The 19,160-nt window shown below is 66.5% G+C and carries 18 protein-coding genes; 6 read left to right on the top strand and 12 right to left on the bottom strand.

Going from position 1 to position 19,160, the window contains the following annotated elements; genetic code table 11:
• Positions 1 to 46 precede the first annotated feature (46 nt).
• The 6 genes from E9536_RS15605 to E9536_RS15580 all read right to left on the bottom strand — a co-directional run bounded on the left by E9536_RS15605 (position 47) and on the right by E9536_RS15580 (position 8,750).
• Positions 47 to 1,213 (bottom strand): CfaE/CblD family pilus tip adhesin, encoded by a 1,167-nt coding sequence (locus E9536_RS15605; protein WP_136470129.1) that lies wholly within the window; start codon positions 1,211 to 1,213, stop codon positions 47 to 49.
• Between the two features lie 66 nt (positions 1,214 to 1,279).
• Positions 1,280 to 3,982, bottom strand: a complete 2,703-nt coding sequence (cblC, locus tag E9536_RS15600; RefSeq protein WP_119336848.1) for a cable pilus usher protein CblC — start codon at positions 3,980 to 3,982, stop codon at positions 1,280 to 1,282.
• An 84-nt stretch (positions 3,983 to 4,066) separates the two neighbouring features.
• Positions 4,067 to 4,567, bottom strand: coding sequence for a cable pilus major pilin CblA (gene cblA / locus E9536_RS15595; RefSeq protein WP_059693141.1), 501 nt, complete (start codon positions 4,565 to 4,567; stop codon positions 4,067 to 4,069).
• Positions 4,568 to 4,570: 3 nt separating this feature from the next.
• Positions 4,571 to 5,392, bottom strand: coding sequence for a cable pilus chaperone CblB (gene cblB, locus E9536_RS15590; RefSeq protein WP_136470128.1), 822 nt, complete (start codon positions 5,390 to 5,392; stop codon positions 4,571 to 4,573).
• Positions 5,393 to 6,093: 701 nt separating this feature from the next.
• Entirely contained in the window at positions 6,094 to 7,224 is a 1,131-nt protein-coding gene (locus E9536_RS15585; protein ID WP_027790280.1) for a 3-deoxy-7-phosphoheptulonate synthase, read from the bottom strand.
• A gap of 209 nt (positions 7,225 to 7,433) precedes the next feature.
• A complete protein-coding gene (locus E9536_RS15580; RefSeq protein ID WP_136470127.1) occupies positions 7,434 to 8,750 on the bottom strand; it encodes a lipase family protein in 1,317 nt (438 codons plus the stop codon).
• Between the two features lie 405 nt (positions 8,751 to 9,155).
• On the opposite strand from E9536_RS15580, the gene E9536_RS15570 reads away from it, so the two are divergent.
• The 3 genes from E9536_RS15570 to E9536_RS15560 are packed head-to-tail and all read left to right on the top strand — an operon-like array spanning position 9,156 to position 11,426.
• Positions 9,156 to 9,710: a hypothetical protein gene (locus E9536_RS15570; protein WP_059693149.1), complete on the top strand. Its 555-nt coding sequence runs from the start codon at positions 9,156 to 9,158 to the stop codon at positions 9,708 to 9,710.
• Complete coding sequence (locus E9536_RS15565; protein WP_247873451.1) at positions 9,679 to 10,161, top strand: hypothetical protein; 483 nt, start codon at positions 9,679 to 9,681, stop codon at positions 10,159 to 10,161. The genes E9536_RS15570 and E9536_RS15565 overlap by 32 nt, the downstream gene beginning before the upstream one ends.
• The gene (locus E9536_RS15560; protein WP_136470226.1) at positions 10,161 to 11,426 is read left to right on the top strand and encodes a hypothetical protein; all 1,266 of its coding nucleotides are present in this window, start codon (positions 10,161 to 10,163) and stop codon (positions 11,424 to 11,426) included. Before E9536_RS15565 ends, E9536_RS15560 begins: the two co-directional genes overlap by 1 nt.
• A 90-nt stretch (positions 11,427 to 11,516) precedes the next feature.
• On the opposite strand, the gene E9536_RS15555 is transcribed toward E9536_RS15560, so the two are convergent.
• Positions 11,517 to 12,224: a YceH family protein gene (locus E9536_RS15555; RefSeq protein ID WP_060067964.1), complete on the bottom strand. Its 708-nt coding sequence runs from the start codon at positions 12,222 to 12,224 to the stop codon at positions 11,517 to 11,519.
• A 413-nt stretch (positions 12,225 to 12,637) separates the two neighbouring features.
• Here E9536_RS15555 and E9536_RS15550 point away from each other — a divergent pair, with 413 nt between their 5' ends.
• Positions 12,638 to 13,402, top strand: a complete 765-nt coding sequence (locus E9536_RS15550) for an SDR family oxidoreductase (RefSeq protein ID WP_060194196.1) — start codon at positions 12,638 to 12,640, stop codon at positions 13,400 to 13,402.
• Between the two features lie 13 nt (positions 13,403 to 13,415).
• On the opposite strand, the gene E9536_RS15545 is transcribed toward E9536_RS15550, so the two are convergent.
• From E9536_RS15545 to E9536_RS15535, 3 genes are read right to left on the bottom strand one after another with little or no spacing between them, the layout of a single operon-like run.
• The gene (locus E9536_RS15545; protein ID WP_136470125.1) at positions 13,416 to 14,123 is read right to left on the bottom strand and encodes an MOSC domain-containing protein; all 708 of its coding nucleotides are present in this window, start codon (positions 14,121 to 14,123) and stop codon (positions 13,416 to 13,418) included.
• Complete coding sequence (locus tag E9536_RS15540; RefSeq protein WP_119336843.1) at positions 14,120 to 15,016, bottom strand: dihydrodipicolinate synthase family protein; 897 nt, start codon at positions 15,014 to 15,016, stop codon at positions 14,120 to 14,122. Before E9536_RS15540 ends, E9536_RS15545 begins: the two co-directional genes overlap by 4 nt.
• 50 nt (positions 15,017 to 15,066) lie before the next feature.
• On the bottom strand, positions 15,067 to 15,849 hold the full coding sequence (locus E9536_RS15535; protein ID WP_136470124.1) for an aldolase: 783 nt from the start codon (positions 15,847 to 15,849) through the stop codon (positions 15,067 to 15,069).
• 133 nt (positions 15,850 to 15,982) lie between these two features.
• Here E9536_RS15535 and E9536_RS15530 point away from each other — a divergent pair, with 133 nt between their 5' ends.
• Both E9536_RS15530 and hutC read left to right on the top strand, forming a co-directional pair.
• Positions 15,983 to 16,525 carry an XRE family transcriptional regulator gene (locus tag E9536_RS15530; RefSeq protein ID WP_124544850.1) on the top strand — a complete coding sequence of 181 codons (543 nt, stop codon included), beginning with the start codon at positions 15,983 to 15,985 and terminating at the stop codon, positions 16,523 to 16,525.
• Between the two features lie 30 nt (positions 16,526 to 16,555).
• Entirely contained in the window at positions 16,556 to 17,293 is a 738-nt protein-coding gene (gene hutC / locus E9536_RS15525) for a histidine utilization repressor (RefSeq protein WP_136470123.1), read from the top strand.
• Positions 17,294 to 17,397: 104 nt separating this feature from the next.
• Here hutC and E9536_RS15520 read toward each other — a convergent pair whose 3' ends face one another.
• Positions 17,398 to 18,246 carry a phytanoyl-CoA dioxygenase family protein gene (locus E9536_RS15520; protein ID WP_060083871.1) on the bottom strand — a complete coding sequence of 283 codons (849 nt, stop codon included), beginning with the start codon at positions 18,244 to 18,246 and terminating at the stop codon, positions 17,398 to 17,400.
• Between the two features lie 39 nt (positions 18,247 to 18,285).
• A complete protein-coding gene (locus E9536_RS15515) occupies positions 18,286 to 19,089 on the bottom strand; it encodes an ABC transporter substrate-binding protein (protein WP_027790268.1) in 804 nt (267 codons plus the stop codon).
• Positions 19,090 to 19,160 lie beyond the last annotated feature (71 nt).

Raw genomic sequence — 19,160 nt, 5'->3', positions numbered from 1 at the left:
GTTTGGGGTAAAGGCGCTCGGCGCCGCTTCACGGGCGCCGAACGCGCTAGAGACTGGCTGACGACGGCGTAAACGTGATCGTCAGCTTGTTGGTGTACTTGCCCGGACGCTTCCAGGCCGACTGGAATTCCGGTGTCTCGAGTGTCAGTGGCGTCGGCGTGCAGACGACCGGCACCGAAATGCCCGGCAGCGATACCGAGCGACCGGCGCTGTTGTTCACGCCCTGGAGCCGCACCGTCTCGTTGTTCGGCAGCACGATGTTCTTGCCTGCGTACGTCAGGCTCACGTTGTAGTCGATACGCGATTCGTACGCACCGCTCTTGTCCGACGCGAGCAGCACGGAATACTGGCCCTTGTCGCGACGGTCGACCGTCAAACCGTCGCTCGCCGACACGTCGAACCACGTGCTCTGCGAGTTGTAGCCGTCGTACAGGCACATATCGACGTTCGACGTGCCCGACATTCGGCTGCCGTTCGGCAGCTTGCGCAGCTTGAGGTCGACCGTGGGCGTCGCGCTCGTGAACTCCGGCAGATAAACCTGGATGTTGTTCTTGTCGGTGACGTCCAGCTTGATTGACGCCACGAAAGTGGCGATCTTCGGGTTGACTCCGCCGACGTCCCATTGCCTCAGGTTCAGCTTCAGGTTCGCCTTCCAGGTTCCGCCCGACGGGAGCTTCTTCAGCTCCGCGACGGGGATCTTGACGAAAATATTTCGCCCATCCCAGCCTATGGCTGGGCAATTTGCCACGGTAGCGGATTGCGCCATCTCGATTGGCGTTCGCCCGGCCGACAAGCCTTCCGATATGGCGTTGCCGTTGCAATCGCGGTGGCGACTGTATGCACTTTCTCCTTGAAGATCCAGCACGGCCGTGGCGCCCGTCTTTTCCTCCTTGAACGTAAGCCGGATCGTGGTCGAACTGCCCGCCACGATCCAGACCGGTTCTTTCGGACACGCACCTGTCGCCGTGGCGGTGTCCGATTCGCACGTCCACGAATTCCGCCCCCATCGCTTGAAATCCGTCGTGTCATAGCCGCCCGACGCGTAGTTGAATACCACGACGTCCCCCGTCGGCGCGCCACGATCCAGCGTGGCTTCCACAGTATCGTTGCGGTTGGCCGGCTGCTGGGAGGCCGCCGATGCATCGAACGCGATCGCGCTCGACGCGGCCGCCAGGACGATTGCCCGACAGCGAATTCGACTGATCTGAATCATTTGAATGACTGCTTCCTTGTGTACTCGAAATCGCGGGTCGCGCCGCGCGGCATCCGTGCGTGCGCGTCATTGCGCCGCGTTGATTACGTCCAATGCCTGCGCCCGCATCGACATCACGTAGCGATGCTCCAGCAGCTTGCGCACGCGAGCCTGCTTGCGCAGCGACGCCGGCAGCGCATCGGGTCCGGCCACTTCGCAGCGCACCTTGCCCACCATCATCAGCACGTCCTGCTGCTGCTTCACGTGCAGCGGGCAACGCATCAGCGTCGGACCATCCACAACGAACAGCTCGTTTTCCTTATGATCAAGCTCGGCAATAAAGCCGCCTTCGTTGTCGATCAGCGGCATCGCGCCATTGAGGATCACACTGTCCGACAGCGGCATGCCGCCCTTCGAGAATGCCTGGCCGACATAGGTGTACGTCACCTTCGCTTCGACTTTGCGCAACGCGAGCTGCCCCGGCACCATGAACAGCGTGCGCTTGCCGAGCCCCTCGGTCACGCTCGTCGCGCCCGCGGACGCCTGCGCGCCCGCGTCGTTCACTTCGGTCGTCACGGGCGTGAAGGCAGACACCGGCAGCAGCGCGCGCTGCCCGAACCCCACCTTGATCCGCGCGCTCGAATCGCTGCGCACCTCGGCCGCCATGCCGCTCGCATCGTCGCGCTTGCCGACCCGCACGGCGAACCCCGCGAGCGGATCCGACTGCGACGCGGATGCGCCGAGGAACACGCCCTGCCGCGCCACCGCGAACGACGACGAATAGCTCGCCGTCACCGATGGATTGTTGCCGCCGCTGTCGCGGCTGTAGCTGTTCGCGACCGACGCGGCGACGTCGCCGTAGCGCCCCTTCCAGCGGCCCTGGACCGTACCGGTCAGGCTCTCGGTGCCATAGCCCGACACGCCGATCGCGACTTCCCGGTAGGTGTCGCCCTGCCAGTTCCAGTTGCGGTCGAGCGTGTAGTTCGTCGTCGTGCTGTTGCGATCCGTTCGAACGTCGACGCCCGCCGACGTGTAAGCGGACGCGCGCCCGAGCTGCCTCGCGGGTTCGGCCATCGACAGCGTCACGCCGACGTAACCGCCATACTCGCTGCGGGCACCTGTGCTGCGATTCGCGTACGCGCCGACGCGCAGGTTCGTGCTGACCTTGCGCCATGTGAAGGATCGCGATAGCGATGCCTGAAGCGCACGCGACACCTGGTCGCCCTGGCGAAAGACGGGTGTCGCCCACGGACGATCCGGCGTGTCCGGCTGCCAGTCCTGCGACCGCCCGACGCTCTTGTTGTACGTGTAGCCAAGCATCGCCGACCAGTTTCCCATCGGAAACGACACGGTCACGTTCAGCATGTCGTAGCAACCGATGTCGCGATACGACACGGCCGGGCCGTTGCACGCCGCGCCGCGCATCTGGTAGCGGTACACACTCCACGACACGCCGTCGGCGAACGAAATCTGCTGGGTGTTGCCGCGCGAACCGTCGTTCCCGAAGAAGAACGAACCGCCGGCGGAGAGCACGCCCAGCGGAAATGCATGGCGCCACTCCAGCGCCGTCTCGTTGTACACGTGCCGGCCGACGCTCGCGACGCCGCTTGTCAGCGCCATTTCGCGCGACAGCGGAATCCGCACGCCGGCTGCCGCTGCCATGCCGTCCGGCGCGTCCCGGTCGGACGGGCGGCCGGCCTGCGCGAACCATTGTCGTGTGCGCGAATCGACACCGCCGCCCGTCTTCGTGAACGGCGTTGTCTGCGTGCGCACCTGCACGCCGTTCTCGAACACGCGCAGCGTCAGCGGATACGTGCCTTCCGGAAAGCGAGACGTATCGAGCGCATTGACGCCGGCCTTCATGTAAGACGTGCCCAGCAGCTCCTTCCCGCGGTACGCGTCGATACGCGAATCACGCGGCAACAGCAGCGTGACCGGCGTGCCCTGCTGCGCAACTTCCGGGTTCACGTAGGCCAGCGTCGTGCCGACACGCATGCCGTCGAGCGTGCCGACCGGCAGCATCGTGAACCCGAAGTTGCCGCCGAGCGCACTCGCGAGGTTGCGGTTGTCCATCCGGCCGGCCTGCGCGTAATGCTCGGTGCCGAGATCGTGGCGGTAGTAGAGATCCTGAAGCTGGACGTGGCTGTCCGATCCTCTCGAATAGCCCGTATGGGTGAAGTTCCAGTTCCCGCCGATGAAACTCTTCGGCGTGATGCCGAGCGCCCCCGTGCCCGACACGGACAGGCTCTCGTAGCCGCGCCCGCCCGACAGGTTGATCGTCTGCTGATGGATCAGCGCGTTTTCCGTCATCGGAGACGGCTCGCGAAACCGCTGGTCGCGCTCTTCGACGCTCACCCAGTCGCGCGACAGGAACAGCTCGATGTTGCCTTCGCTTTCGTCGTAGATCACGGCCGCGCTGTCGGTGTCGACATACCCGCAGCCGTTCACGCCCGCCGGCCCCGCGCAGGCGAGGTTGCCGTTGCGCGCCATCGACTTCGACAGCGCGTCGCCGATCGTCGACACGTCCGTCGCCGGGTTCAGCTGCGAGCCGAGCGCCTGCAACAGGCGGGCGGAATCCTCGAAACGCACCGCATCCGGCGTCACGAACACGCGGAACAAGCCGAGCGGCTTGCCCAGAAAGTTGACGTTGATGCGCTCGTCCTGCCCCGTCACGATGTCCTCGAACCCAGGCGGCACAACCGAAGCGGCGTGTGCGACGGACACGATGTCCATCACACAGATAGCGCCCAGGCATGCGACAACGGTCTTCTTGAGGTCGAATGGAATCATGCGGGAATAAGGAAGATTTCCAAAGGAGTGCTACAAAAAACAGGGCGCGCCGTTCAGGCGCGCCCGTCGATACCGTGCAGGAGCTTAGCTACCCGATGCCGCGCTCTGCGTGACGATCACGCTGACGAGGCCTTGATAGCTGCCGGCAGCCGTGATGGCACCGGCCGTCTTCTGTCCGATCGACAGCGGCAGCACGTTCGAGCCCTGCGCCAGTTCGCCGGTAAAGATCTCCGACGCCTTCAGCGTCGTCGCCGTGGTGCTCAGCGCGGTGGTGCCCAGCTTGACCGCCAGCGGAATCTCCTTGGCGCCCGGGCTCGTCTGGTTCTTCAGCGCCGGCTCGGCCGCGAGGCGGATCTGCAGATCCTTCGCCTTGTCGTTCGTGAAGATCTTCGTGTTCATTTCAGCCGCCTGGAGACCCGAGCCCGGCAGATACTGCATCTGCATGGTCGTCGGCAGCGCCGACCCGTCCGCCGACAGCATCTCGAGCGTCGTGTCGACGTTGGCGGTGACGGTGATGTCCTTCTGCACGGCGTGAGCCGACATCGACATCAGGGCGGCGGCAGCGATCGGAACGTATTTCAGCATGGGTTAGTCCTTCTGGTTGGTTGAAACAATGGTATGACCCGACAGGGTCTCGTTATTCGCGCTCGGCGCGTTCATCGCGTCGACGGAATGCGTGCGCACAACCTTCTGCTGTACACCTGCCATTCCCCCCACTCGATATCGGATTCGCACATAAGGTGCGGAATGCAGCCCCTCCAGCCTGAAGTGCTGGCCCGGATAGACACTGCGGTCGAATTTCGTCCATTGGCACGAAGCATCGTCCTTCTCGGACCGGCACGCGCCGGCCTCGAGCAAACCGATCCGCACGTTGCCGGTATTGGCCAGCACGCCATGCGACACGTCGAAATCGGGCACCGGCGTTTTCGGCAGCACACGAATGAGCGGCGCCCAGACGAGGCTGAAGTCGACCTTGCCGGACACATCGCCGGTCGCCGCGGAATCGTCGTCGGACGGCGCCGCCACCGGCTGCAGGTAGACGCGATACAGCACCTCCTTCTTCGGCACGCCCAGCGGAATCACCCTCAGGAGCCGCGTGCCGCCGGCCGGCAACGCGAACCTGGCCGGCGAGATCACGATCGCGTCGTCACCGGAATTCATGCTGGCCTCCTCGCGCTCGTGATCCGTCGCCGGATCGATCACGCGCTTCGCGATCGCCTTCACGTACTGCGTCGCATCGGACTTCGAATAGATGCGCAGCTCCGCGGCCGACTCCTTGCCGCCCCCGATCGATGCCGCCATGGGATAGACCAGCATGTTTGCGCTGGCGACCGATGAGGCAAGCGACAGGGCAATTGCGACAAGCAACACCCGATACGGGTGGTATCTCTCGTTGAAAATAATTTGCATACCTTATCTATACGGAATCAATTTCGCGCTATTTCACGCATTAGCGAGCCATCACGCGTCGCTCGACGCAAATTCCAGGCGGCTTCCCAATGACTTGCGACATGCCTGACATGGCTCAGCCAGTCGTTTCCACCGCGGATACGGGCCGGCGTGACACCCGAGCCGCCGAGTCGTCGGCGACGAACGCGGCACGAGTCATGAAGCCCTTCGTCGACTTGGGATGGAAGCGGCAGCCCGATCTTTCCGGCGACCGCAAAATCTCCAGCGCGTTTGCGTATGAGGTGCCATGTCAAGCACCCCGGCTATCCCAACGCATTGCTTGATTAGGATTCTGACTAATCAGGGGGGCACGGAATATAGGATTCGTCCTAAATTTGATGCTTCTGCACCAATCGACAGGGCTAATTCGCCTATAAAGGCCTAACTACCCGCGATCCGCATAGTGAGATGGAACGTGATGGTCTGCAGGGCAAACTCGTTCGCGAGAAGTTTCCGAAGCGAGCCATTTCCGAGCCGCCGAGCGCGGCTATCGGACAATCGAGGCGGGAAGACGCGCGGGCAGGATGCTCGTCGCGCGACGTGACGTCGAAAACGCGGGCGAGCGCGTATCTGGCGGAATGAAGCGATTTGCCCGGCACCCATCTTCGTTGATGTACCACCTCGCCTATGACGACGGCGGGCGTCAACCCGCCGCCGTTATTTCACGCATTGCGCGAATACACTCGCCGATGTCGCACGGCCTCCGCCAGCACGTCGAGCACCGGCTCCGTCTGCGTCCAGCTCAGGCATGCGTCCGTGATCGATACGCCGTACTTCAGCGGCACGCCCGGCTTCAGGTCCTGCCGCCCTGCCTCGAGATGGCTCTCGACCATCACGCCGACGATCCGGTGCTCGCCCTGCGACAGTTGCCGCGCGAGATCCTGCGCGACGTCGATCTGGCGGTCGTGCGACTTGTTCGAGTTCGCGTGCGAGCAGTCGACCATCACCTGTTCGCGCAACCCGGCCTTGCGCAGCACCGCACAGCATGCGTCGACATGCGCGGCGTCGTAGTTCGGGCCGTTCTTGCCGCCGCGCAGGATCACGTGCGCGTCGTCGTTGCCGCGCGTCTCGAAGATCGCGGCCATCCCCATCTTCGTCATCCCCATGAACGCATGGCTCGCGGCCGCCGCGACGATCGCGTCGGACGCAACCTGCACGCCGCCGTCGGTGCCGTTCTTGAACCCGATCGGGCAGCTCAGGCCCGACGCGAGCTGGCGGTGACTCTGGCTCTCGGTCGTGCGCGCGCCGATCGCGCCCCATGCGATCAGGTCGGCGATGTACTGCGGGCTCAGCAGGTCGAGGAATTCGGTCGACGCCGGCAGGCCCAGTGCGTTGATGTCGAGCAGCAATTGCCGCGCGGCGCGCAGCCCTTCGTTGATGCGGAAGCTGCCGTCGAGGCGCGGGTCGTTGATGTAGCCCTTCCAGCCGACCGTCGTGCGCGGCTTCTCGAAGTAGACGCGCATCGTGATCAGCAGGTCGTCCTTCAGCGCATCGGCGGCGGCCTTCAGCCGGCGTGCGTAGTCGAGCGCCTGGTCGTGATCGTGGATCGAACACGGGCCGACGACGAGCAGCAGCCGGTCGTCGCGGCCGTGCAGGATGTCGCCGATCGCGCGGCGCGTATCCTCGACGAGCGTCTGCGTGGCGGCCGGCACCGGCAGCTCGTCCAGCAGCAGCGCGGGCGAAATCAGCGGGCGCACGGCGCCGATGCGGACGTCGTCGATGCGCGTGGTGTCCTGCGTCGCGTCGGCGCTGCCTACCTCGCGATCGTGGGAAGGATTGTCGAGGTTCTGCATGGTGATTCTCCGGGGGACGTCTGTAATGATGAGCAGGCTCGATTATGGCACCCGGGCGGGGCGGCGAAGGGTTCCGGCGGGAGGGCGAGCGCGGCAAAGGCCGCGTTGACGCGACCAGGGTCAATTCCGGAATGAAAAAAGGCGACCCGTGAAGGGTCGCCCGGCCATGCGCCGCGCCGCGTCGCGCGGTGCGGTACGGTGCGGTGCGGCTAATGCAGCGTTTCGGGCGCCAGCGAATTGCTCGGCAGCAGCGACGTCAGCCAGCAATTGCTCGGCGCGGCTTTCCCGTTGAAACGGTCGTAGAGCCACGGCAGCATGCCGGCCACCCACGGCACGATCGCCCCGGCATGCTCGAGCGGATATTCGGTGTACGTGACCGGCGTGCCGCTGGCGCAGAACTTCTGCGCGAGGGCGCGCACGTCGTACGCGAGCATCACGCCGTCGCCCACCTGGCTGCTGAAGGTGCCGTCCAGCGCGCCTGCCGTGCCCTGGCCGATGAACATCGGGATCGTCGGCGATGCGGCCAGCCCGGCATTCACCTTGTTGGCATACGTCACGTACGCGGGAATGCTGTTGATGTCGTTCGCGTATTGCGGCTTGAACAGCGTGCCCCAGTGCAGCCCCGTGTATTTCGGCAGGATGTACGCGAGCGACTGGCTCTGGATGTCGTTGAACACGGCGACGCCGGTATCGCTGAGATAGGGCGTCAGGTCGAAGCCGTAGCCGCGCGACAGCCCGGCCAGCGCGGCCGCGGCCACGCCGCCCCACACGATGCTGCCGTCGACATAGCGCAGGTTGTGCGCGGGGTCGACCAGCACACCGCCTTCCGCCGCGCCGACGAGCTGCCGGTTGATCTCGGGCGCATAGCTCGGCGCGAGCTGCGCGGCCCAGTTCGTCGCGATCGCGCCGCCGGAATAGCCGATCATCGCGACCTTGCTCGACGGACTCAGGCCAGTCGACGGCGTATTGAGCGCCGCGCGGATCGAATCGAGCGTCGTCATCCCGTATTCGGGACCGGCGGCGAAGTCGGCCGTCTGGCCTTCCGTATCGGGCACGATGACGTTGTAGCCGAGCAGCAGCAGCGTCGACAGCGGAATCGATTCCGCGCTGTAGAGCAGCGTGCCGACGTTGATGATCTTCGTGACGTCGCGATCGCCGGCGATCACCTGCGACGGCTCGTCGTACGGGTTCAGCGAATCGTAAGCCGACTGGTAGGAGATGGCCCGGCCGTTGCTGACCTGGCTCCGGATCACGGACGTCACGTTCACGACCGGCTGGTTCAGCGCGTTATTGGTGCGATACAGCAACTGCTGCGCGGTCAGCGCGGTCGGGATGCCGGCCACGTGATAGGTGACGTTGCGCGTCTTGAGCACCGTGCCCGGTGGAATCGATGCCAGCGGCGTGGTGCCGGCGTAGGTATAGAACGGATCGGACACGGCCGGTGCGCCGGCGCTGGCCGGCGATGCGGCGACCGCCAGCGCGGCGGATACGGCTGCCGCGGCCAGCATGAAACGTCTGGAGGACATGGTTGGGGCCCCTGGGATAACCTGCTTTCATCGAAGGAAGTTCGGCGGTGTTGCAGACCATCGTGTGCGCCGCGTCAAAACCGTTTCCGTGCCATCGACTGTCTCCTGTGAAAGAATGATCCGGCCTGTTCCGAGTTCGTAGTTTTAGTAGGAGTGCAAACCGGATTAATTGAAGCACATCGAGAACGCGCTCGACGGGCGTTTTCCATTGTTTGAAGGTAAACGCCTAAACCCGCCGCCGCACGATGCGGAGCGCGCCGGCCATTCGGCCGACTGTCCGCGTTTCGCGGAAGTACCGTACGATCACGGCTGTCGGGTACCGAAGCGGCCGCGTCGTGCGATGCCGGCCGCACGGCGCACCGCCTGCCTGTGACCGATCGTTTCCTGCCCAACCGACACGCCACGATGACCGTCTCCGAACTGCTCCGCGCCATTCGCCAACCGTATGCCGACCTGCTCGCGAAAGCGGCCGCACAGCCGGCCGTGATCGCCGAACCGGCCTACCGGCGTGCCGACGGCACGCTCGCCACCGAAGGGCCGCTCGCGCTGCCGTGCCGGGCCGACATCATCGCGACCGAAGGCGAATCGGCCGGCCAGCCGGCGATGGTCGATTCCGCCACGCAGCTGGATTTCGAGCCGTTCGCGTTCGATCTCGACACGGCGGCCGTGTCGATCCGCCCGTTCGTGTGGGACTGGGCCGCGATCGAGGCCGACGGTCTCGACGAAAGCGCGGCGGCCGACGCGTTCAAGGCATGGTTCTTCGCGTGGTTCGATGCCGACGACGAGAACACGCCGGCCGAAGACGGCCTGCACGGGATCGTTCACTACCTGTCGGAGCCGGTTCGCGCGGAACAGGGGTGGCGCGTCAATGCGGATCTCGGCTCCGCGCCCGAAACGGCCGTGGAGGATCTGCTGTTCCGGCTCGTCGATGCGGGCGCTTCGCGGATCAGCATCGGTTGACTGGCCGCTCCGTTTCCTTTACGCCACCATGAAAAAAATCTTCGCAACCGTGCTGCTTTGCGTGTCGCTTCCGGCACTCGCCAAGGTGTCCACCGACGTGTTCTGCTTCAGGTCGAACGGCGACAAACCCGTGCGCTTCGAGATGCGCACCTACTATGACGATGCAGTCAAATGGTCGGGCGGCATGGTCCGGTACGCGCAATCGAAAACGGCCCTGCCGCTGGTGATCGAACATGAGGAGGATGAAGTGCTCGACGAAAGCCGTCCGCACCAGTACACGACGACCTGGGTCGAAATGGTCGGCGGCAAGGTCAACGGGCGCTACGAAATGATGACCCAGGGCGCGATGGTCTATTCGATGACCTACACCAACGCGCGCACCGGCAAGCAGACCGCGTTCGGCCGCGCGCTGGATGTCGACGCGTCCGAACAGACCGGGTGCCGCTGGTGATGCGCCCGCTGATCCGGATTGTCCTGGTGCTGGTCGCGCTGCACGCAGGCTTCGCGCATGCCGCGCCGCGCACGGTCTACGAAGGCACGCTGCAAGGTGCCGGAGCCGTCGTGATGGAACTCGACGATCGCCCGGCCGCGGACGGCTCGATCTCGGGGCGCTACTTCTATGCGCAGCACGGCGTCGATATTCCGCTGCACGGCACGCCCGCGCAACTGGTCGAACCGCTCGTGCGAACGCAGTTGCCGGACGACGCGCGCAGTCCGTTGGGATACCGCGAGCAAGCCGATTTCGATCATTCCGCGGCCACCTGGCAAGGCACGCGGGACAAAGCCGGCTATCGCGGCCGCTGGACCGATGCGCGCTCCGGCAAGACGCGTAGCTTCACGCTGCGGCGCGTCGCTGAATACGATCCCGACGCGGTTGCGCCCGGGTCGGTCGAAGCGATCACCGCGGTATCCGCGGGGGGTGTCGGCAGCGGCATCGCGCGCAGCGCGGAGATCGACATGCAGCACGCCCCCTATGCCACGCTGAAGCTTGCCGGGCACGTACGGCCGGTGGGCGCCGAGATCGGCGACGGCCTGGTTGCCTACCGGATGTGGAGCGACCCGCGCACCGTGCTCGCGTATCCGCGGCTGAGCCGCCATCCCGATCCGGCCGTGATGGCACGGGTCAACCATCTGCTGGAACAACGGCACTGGCAGATGAGTCTCGCGGCGCTCGAATGCGCGGCGACGCGCTATACGGACGACGGGCCGGCAGCCGGTACGCTCGGCAGTTACGACGACGAGCACGTAACGGTCACGTGGCTGTCGCGCGCGGTGTTGGGTATCGTGGAATCGGGCAGTCTGTTCTGCGGCGGCGCGTACCCGGACAATCACTACGATCCGGTCACGTTCGACCTGCTGCGCGGTACGTACCTCGACTGGAATCGCGTGATCGACGCGGCTAAGGCAGGCAAGGACGGCGCCCCGGCAACGAGCCCCGCGCTGGTGAGTTTCATTACGCAGTTGCGCGACAAGGCAACACACGGTCTGCAAGTGACAGACGGCAAAGACGTCTCGCTGTCGTGCGCGGATGTGCTCCCCGAGTATCTGGCGTTCGAACTCGACGCACCCGGCAAGCTCTCGTTCGTCGTATCCGGAATCGGGCACGCGATGGGCGCCTGTCTCGGGCCGCAACTCGATGTGCCGTTCGCGGCGCTCGCGCCGATCCTGAGGCCGGGCGGCGCGCGTTATCTCGTACCGGGCGTCAAGCTGAAGTAACGCGGCGGCGCGGGCGCTATCCGCGTCGCACCCCGGCCCCACCGCGTGGCGACGGGGCCGGGCGACGCGCATGCATCGCCGTCATTTACGTCAGGACGCGTCGCCTTGCGCGTCGACGTCGATGCCAAGCTCGCCGGCCATTCGCAGAACCAGCGCATTCAGCCGCGCCACTTCATCCGCGAGGCGCTTCTGTTCGGCCTTCAGCGCTTCGAATTCCGAAGGCGGCACGGAATCCGCCCCGCCGGCATCCGCACCCGCGAAGTCGGCCACGTTCACTTCGCCGCACATCAGGTGCATCCAGCGGTTCTCGCGCGCGCCCGGCGCACGCGGCAACCGGACGACGAGCGGCTGCGCGCGCGCCGCGAGTTCGTCGAGGAACGCCTCGACCGACGAGATATCCGCGAAACCGTGCAGGCGCGCGCTGTTCAGGCGCAACTCGGCGGCCGTCTGCGGGCCGCGCAGCAGCAGGATCGTCAGCAGCGCGATCGCCTGGCTCGGGATGCCGAGCACGCGGTTCGCGTTGTGCTCGAAACGCGGCACGCGGCTGCTGCTGCCTTCCATCACGAGGCTCAGGTGCTTCAGCCCGTCGAGCGCGGTCGTGACTTCGTCCTCGCTGACGTTCATCACCGGCGAGCGCGCGGTTTTCTGGTTGCAGCCCGCGGTCAGCGCATTCAGCGACAGCGGATAGGTGTCCGGCACCGTGTGCTGTTTCTCGACGAGCACACCGAGAATGCGGGCCTCGAGGGGCGTGAGTTCGCGAAGGGCGCGTGGCGTGGGCGTATCCGGCGTGGTGGTCATGAGTGGCGTCGCAGCGTGCAGCAGGTGAAGGGAAACAGTCGCGGCCCGTCCGGCATCGCGCACGGGCGAGCCATATGATAGCTCGCGTCGCTCGGCCCGGCGCCACTCGCCAACCGCCGCGCGCACTTGCCGCAGCCGGCTTTCGTCCGGCCGGCCTGCCTGCCGGCCGGTGCCGCGCGGCAACGGATGCGCGCCGTGCCGGCGATTCCGCCGCCTCGCACGCGGCGGCGTTTGCGCGACACGCATGCCGGCGCTACGATATGCGTCACCCCGACGTCCGCGGCGCGGCGCGAGCGCTCTCGCACGCATCACCACGCATCGCCCGTCCCGCACGCCATGCCGCCATGCATGCGCGTCGCCCGTCGACGCCGCTCATCCGTTCATCCATTCACCCCTTCGACCCGCTCACCGCCATGACCGCATCCTCTTCCGCACCGCACGTGCGCGCCATCGTCACCGGACACACGCGCGGCCTCGGCGCGTCGCTCGCCGAACAGCTGCTGCTGGAAGGCATCGCCGTGCTGGGCGTATCGCGCAGCCGTCATCCGACGCTGGCGTCGCAAGCCGGCGACCGATTCTCCGAAATCGAACTCGACCTGTCGGACACGCCGGCCGTCGCGGCGTGGCTGGCCGGCGACACGCTGCGCCGCTTCGTCGACGGCGCGTCGATCGTGCTGCTGTTCAACAACGCGGGCATCGTCGATCCGATCGGCCCGCTCGCCGCGCAGGATCCGGCGATCGTCGCACGCGCGGTCGGCGTGAACGTCGCGGCGCCGCTGATGCTGTCGGCCGCGCTCGCGCAAGCGGCATCGGCCACGACCGAATGCCGGATCCTGCACGTGTCGAGCGGCGCGGCGCGCAACGCGTACGCGGGCTGGAGCGTCTACTGCGCGACCAAGGCCGCGCTCGATCACCATGCGCGCGCGGTCGCGCTCGACGCGAACCGCGCGTTGCGGGTCTGCAGCGTCGCGCCGGGCGTCGTCGACACGGGCATGCAGGCAACGATCCGCTCGACCAGCGAAGACAACTTCCCGATGCGCGAGAAATTCGACCAGTTGAAGTCGAGCGGCGCGCTCGCGACGCCCGAGGCAGCCGCGCGCCAGTTGATCGGCTATGCGCTGAGCGACGCGTTCGGCTCGGTACCGACCGCCGACGTGCGGGAACTGCCGAGCCACTGAGCCACGCCGGACGTCAACGTCCTTCGAGCCGCTTCGTCCAGTCTTCGACCTGCCGCTCCGCCCGGCGCTTGTCGAGCATCCTGCGCCAGCCGGCCGGCAGTATCGGGACCTCGCACAGCGCGTCGAGCGCGGCCATGTCGAGCGTGCGCCGGTACAGCACGTCGAGCACCGCCGACAGCGTCCATTGCGGATAGGCGCGCCGATACAGCGCCAGCACGTCGCCCGGCGCCACCCAGCCCGCCTGCAGCACGCGGTAATACCAGCCGGTCCGGCCGCTTTGCTGCACGAGCGCGGCCATCCGCGGATGATCGAAGCGCGCGTTGAGCTTCCAGCACGGCTGCCGCGACTGCGACACCTGAAGCACGGCGCCGCCCAGCGTGAACTCGTCGCCGAGACACACGTCGTGCTCGGTCACGCCATGCGTCGACAGGTTCTCGCCGAACGCACCCGGTCGCGCGAGCACGTCGCGTGCGCCGATCTGCGCGGCCCACCATGCGTAGTGATCGTGCGCATAGTGGTGCACCGCCTTGTCGGGGCCGCCATGATGCCGCGCATCGGCCTGCTCGTCGCCGGCAAAGCCGAGCGCACCCAGCCACAAGCGCGATCCGACCGGCTGCTTGTCGATCGCGCTGGCGTGCGGCGTGCCGGCCAGCGGCCGGCTCGTGCCGATCCGCACCGGGCCGATAGAGGCCGAGATCGCCGGCCGCGCCGCGTCGCTCATGTCGTCACACCGTCAGGCAATGCCGCGAGCAGGCGTTCGAGTTCGCGCGTGCGCGCGTCGCCCAGCGGCATCAGCGGCTTTCTCGGTTCGCCCGCATCGAAGCCGCACAGGCGCAGCCCAGCCTTCACGGTCACCGGCAACCCACCGTTGACGATGAATTGCAGCAGCGGCAGCTGCGCCTGAAAGACCGTCCGGGCGCGCGCCAGGTCGCCCGCGCGCATCGCGTCGAACAGCGCCAGCGGCAACGCCGCATTCAGGTTCGGCGCGGCCGTGCACCATCCGGCCGCGCCGGCCGCGAGGGCGGCGAGCGCCATCGGGTTGCTGCCGTTGTAGAACGGAATCGCGCCGTCGCTCAGTTGCGCGAGACGGTGCATCCGCCCGATGTCGCCCGTGCTCTCCTTCACCATCGTCACGTTGTCGACGGTCCGGCAGATCGTCGCGATCAGGTCGGGCGACATGTCGACGCCGCTCGTCGCGGGGTTGTTGTACAGCATGATCGGGATGCCGATGGCGGCGCCGATCGCGCGATAGTGCGCGACGATCTCGTCGTGACCGAGCTTCCAGTACGACACCGGCAGCACCATCACCGCATCGGCGCCGGCCTGCTCCGCGAAGCGCGCGCGGCGCACCGCGCCCGCCGTGGTGAGATCGGAAATGCCGACGACGGTCGGCACGCGCCGGCGCACCGCGCGGATCGACGCGGTGGCGACCGCCTCCCATTCCGCGTCGGACAGGTACGCGCTCTCGCCGGTACTGCCCAGCGGCGCGATCGCGTGGACGCCGTCGGCAATCAGGCGCTCGATCAGCGCGTCGAGCGCCGTGAGGTCGACGCCGCCGTCGGCGGAGAACGGTGTAACCGGGTAGGCAATGATGCCTTTCAGCAGGATGGACACGATAGGTAATCCTCAGTGATGGTCGGATACGGCAGCGGCGAATCGCCCGCTCACGCGACGCAGTCCCGATGCGTGCGCAATGCCCTGCGCGCGTAGTAGTCGAAAGTCACCGCATCGCGCTTCGGCTTCGAAATCCAGTCGTGCGCTTCGCGCGCCAGCGCCGGCGGCACCGGCCTGATCTCGCCGGCCGCCATCGCGAGCAGTTGCAGCTTCGCGGCCCGCTCGATCAGCAGCGCGAGGATGCACGCTTCCTCGATCGTCTTGCCGACCACGAGCTGGCCGTGATGCGACAGCAGGATCGCGCGCTTGCTGCCGAGCGCCTTCGAGATGATCTCGCCCTCCTCGTTGCCGACCGGCACGCCGGGCCAGTCCTTCAGGAACGCGCAATCGTCGTACAGCGGGCAGGTATCCATGTGCGACACGACGAGCGGCTGCTCGAGCATCGACAGCGCCGCGACATGCGCCGGATGCGTATGGATGATGCAGTTCACGTCCGGGCGCTCGCGATAGATCCACGTATGGAACCGGTTGGCCGGATTCGGGATGCCTTCGCCGTCGACGACGTCGAGATCCTCGTTCACGCGCAGCAGGTTCGCGGCCGAGATCTCGTCGAAGCCGAGCCCGAGCCGCTGCGTGTAGTACGTGCCGACGTCGCCCGCGCGGCAGGTGATCTGCCCGGCCAGGCCGGAATCGTGGCCGGCGTCGAACAGGATCCGGCACGTGAGCGCGAGCTTCTGCCGCGCGGACCAGCCGCTGTCGCCCACCTCGTTGTCGAGACGCCGCTCCGCCAGCGCGACCAGCGCCTCCTTCGTCAAATTCAGCGTTTCCGCCATGTTCACCTCCTGAATGGGCCGGGTCGGTCACGCCGTTCGCGCCGCTTTCCCGGGAACACGTGACACACGATACACCACAGGACACTTTGTGTCATGCGTTACAATCCGTTTTTCGAAGGACACCTGGCGCCCCATGACGATTCGCCTGAAGCTGCTCAGAAAACAGAAGGGCTGGACGCTCGACGTGCTGGCCGACGAGACGGGCCTCACCAAGAGCTACCTGTCGAAAGTCGAGCGCGGCCTGAGCGTGCCGTCGATCGCGGTCGCGCTGAAGCTGTCGAAGGCACTGAATGTCGATGTCGAACAGTTGTTCTCGGAAAGCCGCAACCGCGAGCTGATCACGGTCACGCGCGCCGGCGAGCGCACGGCGATGGGCGCGGCGGCCGACCGCCACGCACACCGCTTCGAGAGCATCGCGGCCGGCGTCGCGCCGAAGAAGATGCTGCCGTTCGTCGTGCATCCGCCGCACGAATTCGTCGCATCGACGTTCCGCGAGCACGAAGGCGAGGAATTCCTGTTCGTGCACAAGGGGCGCGTCGAAATCGAATTCCCGAACGAGACGGTGCAACTCAAGACCGGCGATTCAGTCTATTTCAACGCACTCATCCCGCACCGCACGCGCAGCCTCGGCGCCGCGCAGGCGGAGATCCTGGTCATCGTCAGTCACGACGACTAGCCTCGCCACCTCTTCGCGCAAGGATCCCCGATGGTCACGAAGGCCACCGCACCGTTCCAGCAGATCAAGACGCTCGTTCGCCAGAACGTCGACTCGGGCGACTGGCGCCACGGCGACCGCATTCCGTCCGAGCTCGATCTCGCCGCGCAGTTCGGCGTCGCGCGCATGACGGTCAACCGCGCGCTGCGCGAGCTGACCGAGGAAGGCGTGCTGAAGCGCATCGCGGGCGTCGGCACGTTCGTCGCCGAGGTGAAGCCGCAGTCGAACCTGCTGATGATCGCGCACATCCGCGACGAAATCCGCGCGCGCGGGCACGAATACCGCTGCCGCGTGCTGAGCCAGTCGAGCGAGCCCGCGTCGTTCGACGTCGCGGCCGCGTTCGGCCTGCCGGTCAATACGCCGGTTTTTCACGTGGTGTGCGTGCACGAGGAAAACGGCCGCCCGATCCAGCTCGAGGATCGCTACGTGAACCCGGCCGCCGCGCCCGGTTTCATCGACCAGGATTTCCAGGTCGAGCCGCCGTCCGAGTATCTGTACAACAACGTGTCGCACTACGAACTGGAAATCGAGCACGTGGTCGATGCGTCGCTGCCGACCGGCGAACAGGCGCGGCTGCTCGACATGCGCGCCGACGAGCCGTGCCTCACGCTCACGCGCCGCACCTGGACGAACGGGCTGCCCGTCACGTTCGTGCACTTCCTGCATCCGGGCAACCGCTACCGGCTCGGCTCGCGCTTCAAGCCGGGCGCCGGGCGCCACCCGACCTGATCCTTCGTCACATACCTTTCGTCACATCCCGGCCCGCACAAAAGCGCGCGGCGGCCGTTTCGTCAGAAAACGGCCGCCGCGTCCTTCACGCGCGCCCGCCGGCGTCAGAGCGTGCCGGCCTGCCCCGCACCACGCGACCACACGACCGGAAACAGCGGATGGTCGAGCGGCGCGCCGTCGGGCAGTTGCTCCGCGAGCCCGGGAAAATCGGGCGACGTCTTCCAGCGGCGCGGCGCGTGACGGATATCGTCGCCGACGAAGCGGATCGAGAACGCGCGCCGACGGTTCTGCGTACCGCCCGACGCGTGCAGCGTGAGCATCCGGAAGCACACCATGTCGCCGGGCTCGAGCGCCCAATGGCGGATCGGGAAGGCCGCGCGGTCGCCTTCGATGTCGGGCAGGTCCGCGAGGCTGCCTTCCGGAAACCACTTCGCTTCCTTGTCCATGAACGTGCGCGGCATCAGCCACGGCCCGCGATGCGAGCCCGCGACGAATTCCAGCGTCGATTCGAGCGGCACCGGATCGACCGGAATCCACATGCTGACGTTGTCGTCGCCCTCGATGTTGTAGTACGGCTGGTCCTGGTGCCACGGCGTGCGCTGCCGCGTGCCGGGCTCCTTCACGAGCAGGTGGTCGTGATGGAGCCGCACGTTCTCCGTGCCCATCAGCGCGGCGGCCACCGACGGCGCGGGCGAGCGCACGATGAAGTCGCGATACGCGTCGTTGTGCTGCCAGTTGCAGAAATCCTCGAAGAACCAGCCCGGATCGTCGGGCCGGCTCGCGACTTTCGCGCGCGGGCTCGGCTGCGCGAGATTCGCGTCGATGCCGGCGCGCAGCGCGGCGACTTCGTCGGGCGAGAAGATCCCCTTGATGCAGACCGCACCTTCCTCGCGGAACGCGGCGATCAGTTCGGGCGTCACGGCTTGCGCGACGCGATCCTCGATACTCGTCATGGTGTGCCTGTCGATTGAGTGAATCACGGAATCACCGAATCACGGTGCCGAAGTCAGCTGCTGCTTCGCACCGTAGATGTCGAAGTCGAAATATTTCGCGGCGATCTTCTGGTACGTACCGTTCGCGCGGATCGCGACGATCGCGTCGTTCAGCCGCTTCTTCATCGCGTCGTCGCCCTTGCGCACGCCCATCGCGACGCCGTAGCCGGTGATCCGCACGTCGGTCACGTCGGGGCCCGCGAACGCATAGCCCTTGCCGCGCGGCGTCTTCAGGAACGAGTAGCCGGCCTGCGTCTTGTCCTGGAAGGTCGCGTCGAGGCGGCCGTTGACGAGATCCTGGTACACCTGGTCCTGGTTCTGGTACGAGACGATCGTCACGCCCCTGGTCGCCCATTCGGCCTTCGCGTACGCCTCCTGCGTCGTGCCCTGGTCGATCCCGACGCGCTTGCCCGCGAGCGACGCGGCGGTCGGCAGCAGCTTCGAGCCGACCGGCGCGACGAGCGCGCCCGGCGACGCATACAGCTTGTTCGAGAAGTCGATCTGCTTGAGCCGCTCGTCGGTGGCCGTCATCGCGGACATGATCACGTCGAACTTGCGTGCGCGCAGCGCCGGAATCATCCCGTCGAAGCCCTGCTCGACCCAGACGCACTTCGCACGCAGCTGCTCGCAGATCGCATTGCGCAGGTCGATGTCGAAGCCGGCGAGCGAGCCGTCGGGCTGCTTCGCCTCGAACGGCGGATACGTGGGGTCGATGCCCCAGCGGATCGTCGACGTGTCCTGCGCGAACGACACGAGCGGCGCGAACGCCAGCGCGGTAACGAGAAGCCTTGCAGTGCGGTTCATGGCGTGTCCTTGATGGTCTCGACGCGGCGCGCAAGCGCCGGCGTCCGGTGGGTGGCGTTGCGCCGGAACGC

The organism is Burkholderia sp. LS-044 (assembly GCF_004803625.1).
In the GTDB taxonomy this organism is placed as follows: Bacteria; Pseudomonadota; Gammaproteobacteria; order Burkholderiales; family Burkholderiaceae; genus Burkholderia; species Burkholderia cepacia.
This window is presented reverse-complemented; position numbering and strand designations above follow the sequence as displayed.